The organism is Microvirga sp. GN3 (genome assembly GCF_055792825.1).
The window spans coordinates 1-1,472 of sequence record NZ_JBVVAK010000368.1; the positions used below are offsets into that span (position 1 = coordinate 1).

1 protein-coding gene is annotated in these 1,472 nt (G+C 66.4%); it reads left to right on the forward strand.

The features are described 5' to 3' along the window. A partial coding sequence (locus ACS5Q1_RS47875) for a PAS domain-containing sensor histidine kinase (RefSeq protein ID WP_473104780.1) occupies positions 1-1,287 on the forward strand: 1,287 nt, incomplete at its 5' end. Between the last annotated feature and the right edge of the window lie 185 nt (positions 1,288-1,472).

Here is a 1,472-nt window from a genome sequence, read left to right on the forward strand (position 1 = left end):
GATTTCGAGCTCGCGCGGCCTACGCCCGACGGCGGCAAGCGCTACGTGTCCGTCTCGGGGCTGCCGGTATTTGACCAGACGGGGCGCTTTATCGGCTACCGCGGCGTCGGGCGGCATATCACCGAGCGCAAGCAGGCGGAGGAAGCGCTCCGCGAGAGCGAGGAGAAGTGGAAGGCGGTCTTCGAAAGCAACCCAACCATGTACTTCATGGTGGACGCGGCCGGGATCACCCTCTCGGTGAACGCCTTTGGGGCGGAGCAGCTCGGTTACACCCCCGACGAATTGGTCGGGAGCCCGGTACTGAACGTGTTCCATGAGCCTGACCGCGAAGCCGTCCAGAGGCTGGTCGCCCGCTGCTTCGCTCAACCCAACCGGGCGATGAGCTGGGAGGCCCGCAAGGTGCGCAAGGACGGCACGGTGCTTTGGGTGCGTGAAACCGCCCGGTCCGTGCTGTTGAAGAACTGCCCGGTCATCCTGGTCGCGTGTGAGGACATTACTGAGCGCAAGCGCGCCGAGGAGGCGCTGCAGAAGGCACAGGCGGAGTTGGCGCATGTCACGCGCGTGACGACGATTGGCGAGCTCACCGCCTCGATCGCCCACGAGGTCAACCAGCCGCTGGCCGCCATTGTCACCAATGCCAACGCGGCCCTGCGTTGGCTCGCCCGCCAGCCGCCCAACCTCGCCGAGGTGCGCGCGACGCTGGAGCGCATCGTTCAGGACGGGCACCGGGCCGGCGCGGTGATCGGGCGAGTGCGCGCGCTCCTCAGGAAGACGGCCACCGTCACGACGCGGCTGGAGCTGAACGAGCTGATCCAGGATACGGTGGCTCTCGTCCAGGGCGAGGTGCGCCGCCATCGGATCCTGCTGCGGACCGAGCTGGCGCTTGACCTCCCGCCCGTGGCGGGCGATCGGGTGCAGTTGCAGCAGGTGATCCTGAATCTGGTGCTGAACGGCCTCGAGGCGATGAAGGAGGGGGCGGAGCGGCCACGCGAGCTGCTGATCCGGTCCCGGCTGGATGAATCCGGGGCCGTGCTGCTCGCCGTGCACGACACCGGCGTCGGGCTAGACCCACAGAATATGGAGCGGGTGTTCGAGGCGTTTTACACGACCAAGCCGGACGGCCTGGGCATGGGCCTGGCAATCTGCCGCTCGATCGTCGAGGCGCATGGCGGCCAGCTGTGGGCATCTGCGAACGAGCCGTGGGGGGCCGTGTTTCAGTTCACCCTGCCGGCAGACCAGGGCAAGACCGCTTCCGCTGAGCCTGCCGTCCAAACGCCGGTGGTGTGAGGGCGCTGGTCCGGGGAGCGACGCGGATTCGGTCGAATGCTCTAGTGTTTGTGCAGGTCATCCTAGCCGCTTTTATGCACGAGGCGGTTGGAGAAGGCTGGCGGATGTAGCTTAAGCACTTGAAGCAGCGTAGGATTTAGTTGCTGAGACTAACCCCTGCCACCGATTGCACTGTGCCACACCCG